Source organism: Paracoccus sp. NFXS7, from assembly GCF_040148865.1.
Taxonomy (GTDB): Bacteria; Pseudomonadota; Alphaproteobacteria; order Rhodobacterales; family Rhodobacteraceae; genus Paracoccus; species Paracoccus marcusii.
On sequence record NZ_JAKEKV010000031.1, the window covers coordinates 1 to 3589 of the forward strand.

At 55.2% G+C, this 3589-nt stretch carries 2 protein-coding genes; one reads left to right on the forward strand and one right to left on the reverse strand.

Annotation, left to right across the window (positions count from 1 at the left end; translation table 11 throughout):
• The first annotated feature begins 72 nt into the window (after positions 1-72).
• A complete protein-coding gene (locus LZ686_RS18770) occupies positions 73-762 on the forward strand; it encodes a hypothetical protein (protein WP_349548769.1) in 690 nt (229 codons plus the stop codon).
• On the opposite strand, the gene LZ686_RS18775 is transcribed toward LZ686_RS18770, so the two are convergent.
• Entirely contained in the window at positions 713-2701 is a 1989-nt protein-coding gene (locus tag LZ686_RS18775; protein ID WP_349548770.1) for a DNA phosphorothioation-associated putative methyltransferase, read from the reverse strand. The two genes, LZ686_RS18770 and LZ686_RS18775, sit on opposite strands and share 50 nt — an antisense overlap.
• Positions 2702-3589 lie beyond the last annotated feature (888 nt).

Below are 3589 nucleotides of genomic sequence, written 5' to 3' on the forward strand. Positions count from 1 at the left end.
ACCCCATAGCGCGATCGGATATAACGTCCCGATCGCTCTGCATTATCCCGGCGACGCAGTCAGCCCGTCGCCATGACCAAGCCGGAAAATTCCAGCATCCGGCGGTCCAAGGTTGGGGAGCAGAGCACAAGCCGGAAAATTCCAGCATCCGGCGGTCCAAGGTTGGGGAGCAGGGCACAAGCCGGAAAATTCCAGCATCCGGCGGTCCAAGGTTGGGGAGCAGAGCAAGCGCTATCGATCTTTAACTTCGTGTGGACCAGCTATGAAGCAGCAATTGAAAGTACTCTTGGGCCAGAAAAAGCGAAAGATAAGATTCCAGTGCAGGCACGAAAACTCTTTTACGCTGCGGATGAGCAGTGCTGGAATGAGATGCTGGCGTTCAAGGGATCGTACGAGGTCGCAAGACAGATTTGCAGTCGAGTTCCTGATTTGCAGGGCGACATTGCGTTGATTGATAGCAAGTACGGGCTTACCGGTGCTGCGGCAGCCGCAGAACTCGTTCGCATCTTCCGAAACCACATCTTCCATGGCAAGGACAACACCCCCCTCTCGGGCGGGTTGGCGATGGTTTCACATTTCTATGCGGCGACAAGACTGCTCCTAATGTTGATTCAGAATATACTGTTGCTTAAGGCTCGAGACATTGAGTCGGATATTCCGCTTTCCCTCGTAATTGAAGAAAGGGGCTATAGACCGGCGCGGTTCCTCATTCTCAACCTGCATCGGCCCGAGGCCCAGTGGGCGCCCAACTCCACCCGCTGAGAATAAGGTCTGCAGCTTTCGCTACCAACGCTATCTCCGCTCCGGTGGCACGGGTACCAAGCCGATCCAGTCCGACTGCACTCGCTTGGGCATCGAACCGCTTCTGACGATCAAATCCTGCTTGATCAGGCGCCATGAAGCGAGACTTCAAGAGCAGGCGCTGATCCTCACCGTGGTGGTCGAAGTCCGAGATTCGTTGCCGCCCTAGATCGACCTTGGTTCGAACCTCGAGACGCGGAAGAGGGGAAAGCTCAAAGTCTGCATAGCGGAAACCTGTCAGCTTGCCAGTTCGAAGGTGAAGCTTCACAAGTTGCATCTCGTCGAAGCCACCGGCGTACTTCTCAGCACAGCCTGCAAAACAACGCAGAACTGCGGGAAGTCGCGGTGTAAGTTCCGTGCTTACCCAGTAGTTCATTTCTTCGTCTAAATAACCCAGACCTTCACTGGCGGTAGCCTTGGCCGCTGCGCAGAGAAGCTCAGAGTCAGCGAGGGAGAAAAGCAGATCACGCGCTGTTGCTTGCGCCGTGGTGAAGTTTTGGAACAGCGCGCGAACATCCCTTTTGAGAGGTTCTGGTAAGTCCCTGTAGTTTCGACGGCGATTGAATTGGTTGAGCGCTAGATAGACAGCGATATCCTCCTGCCTCTGCTCGGCTACATCGTCCAAAAATTCGGGGTCAGAAAGGCTGCTCGCCAAACTGATTGCTTTCGCGGCCGAAGTATTAGCCGCCTCGAGCCGTTCAAGTATTTCTTTCGGAAGTTCGACCACTGCTGGCCATCTTCTAAGGTCTGTCGCTACTGCCACAATGGCTTCGAGGTCAGGTCGGAGAGCCTCAAAGGCTGCTTCTCGCGCCGCCTTTCGCCGTGCGGCGGCGCTCACGCTTGGTGCGGACCGGCGAGTTTGTCGAGACAGAAGGTAGGATTGCTCGGACAACGAATCTGCAAAAATGAAGAAGAGACCCGGTCCGGCTTGAAATGCCTCTCTGCCGAGTGTGGCTTCAATAAATTCCTTGAGTTCTCCCGGGCGATAGAACTTCTGAAACGTACCGAGGCGAGTGACGTGCCCGTCACCATAGGGTCGGCACGTCTCTGTTTGCGCCCGGCTAGAGGTGATGACGGCGACCGCAAGGCAGCGTTGCGCGAGAGCAAAAGCCGACCGCAGGACATCCTGCCGCTCGGCGGGGGTCTCAATAACATTCAGAACAAAGCCGAGGTTTACGACGTGAGCTGGCGCGCATGTCTGATCCGGTGCGTAGTATGGATCCCACCCGGCGGCCGAAATACCGGCGGCCTGAAGCCCTTCGATATCCGATCCGTATCCGCACCCGTAGTCGAACACCGTCGTTTCTTCATTGATCAAGCCATACCGGATCAGTGACTGAATTGGTAATGATAACCCGTACCTCCGAATCGCCGCGAGATGGCGCTGTATGGTAACATCTGGCTGTGAAAGCGGCTCGATAAGTAGCTCAATTCTATGCCCGACAATTCGGACGCCAGCTTCCCGCATGCGTTCGTCCCATGCAAGCCTTGTCCCAATTGAACTGGTCTCTCTCAGAAGGCCTATGCGTTCGAGGCCTAGCGTCAGTTCGCTGTACTCGTCGCGCCTCGGGTGATCAGCTGGCAGGAGTAGTTCTTTGCGATGAAGAACAGGCGGATTGGCACGCGCTCGGTACGAACGACGAACTGCGGTACGGTTCTTAAGATTAACGGTGACGCTCTCGAGTAAAGCAGGGAAGGAACACTCAAAATCCTCGTACGTAAGAAACGAAATTCTCTCCTGACCGTTCTTCCATAACTTTACGACGTTCCATTGCGATGCGTTCGCTATGGCTTCAGCAGCCCACATGTTTTGCCGTGAAACCGGCTCCAGGCCCGCGACTCCATCTCGATGTAAGTAGAGATAGCCAGCAACAATCTTGCCAGGAGCTTCCGAATGCATCGGTGGGCCTTTCAATAAGGGGCCGTACGAACGGTGTGCATTATCATGCCAGCGTGGAGGTAAGTTGGCCATAGCTGGTCGTTTTCGTCCTCCCTAGTTACTCAGAAAACGACACGAGGCGACACTGATGCCGGAGAGAGTTCGGTATTTGTTACACTACCTCCGCCAAATACCCTGAACGAACTTGTCTTTAAATCCAGCTTTAGCCGGATTTTCTCATTATATTAAAGGGTTAAACGACGGGAGGTCTTCACCGGTCCTGGCGCAGATAGGCTTCATTTTGCTCTCTAGCGACCGTGTTTCTCTGAAGCTGATAACTGCGTCGGAGCGGTGGTCAGCTTGCAATGATTTGAAGCCATGCGGTCTTTTTTATCTACTTTTTGACGTTAGATATAAGGTCCTTCCAAGGCAAAAGGATCTCTGGTCGAACTGCATCCGCTTAGTAAGCCTCCGAGAGATGGCAGAGCGGTCCCTCTGATAGGGATGATCGAAGTCTGCGCCGGCGCACCCTGCGGAAATACTGGCTGATTGGAAAAGTAGGGGATTTAAACTAAACTAGCGGCGACGCGAAGGGCATAAAGCGGACCGAGGGTGGTGCGGCAGGCCAAAGCTCTCAGGACGCAGGAGCGGACGTTCGTCGCCGGCGCAGATCGGTCGGCGCCTGGTCCGTCACGAAGGGCGGGATGCTGTCGTTCGCTGCGTGTTAGACGAACGGCAGCATCGCGACGCGGAAGCAGCGGGTGACTGCGCTTCGTCCGATGCTGCTCTGCTCCCCAACCTTGGACCGCCGGATGCTGGAATTTTCCGGCTTGGTCATGGCGACGGGCTGACTGCGTCGCCGGGATAATGCAGAGCGATCGGGACGTTATATCCGATCGCGCTATGGGG

Coding starts and splice junctions, on each gene's coding strand:
- LZ686_RS18775 (WP_349548770.1), bottom strand. CDS start 2,701: ATGCATTCGGAAGCTCCTGGCAAGATTGTTGCTGGCTATCTCTACTTA.
- LZ686_RS18770 (WP_349548769.1), top strand. CDS start 73: ATGACCAAGCCGGAAAATTCCAGCATCCGGCGGTCCAAGGTTGGGGAG.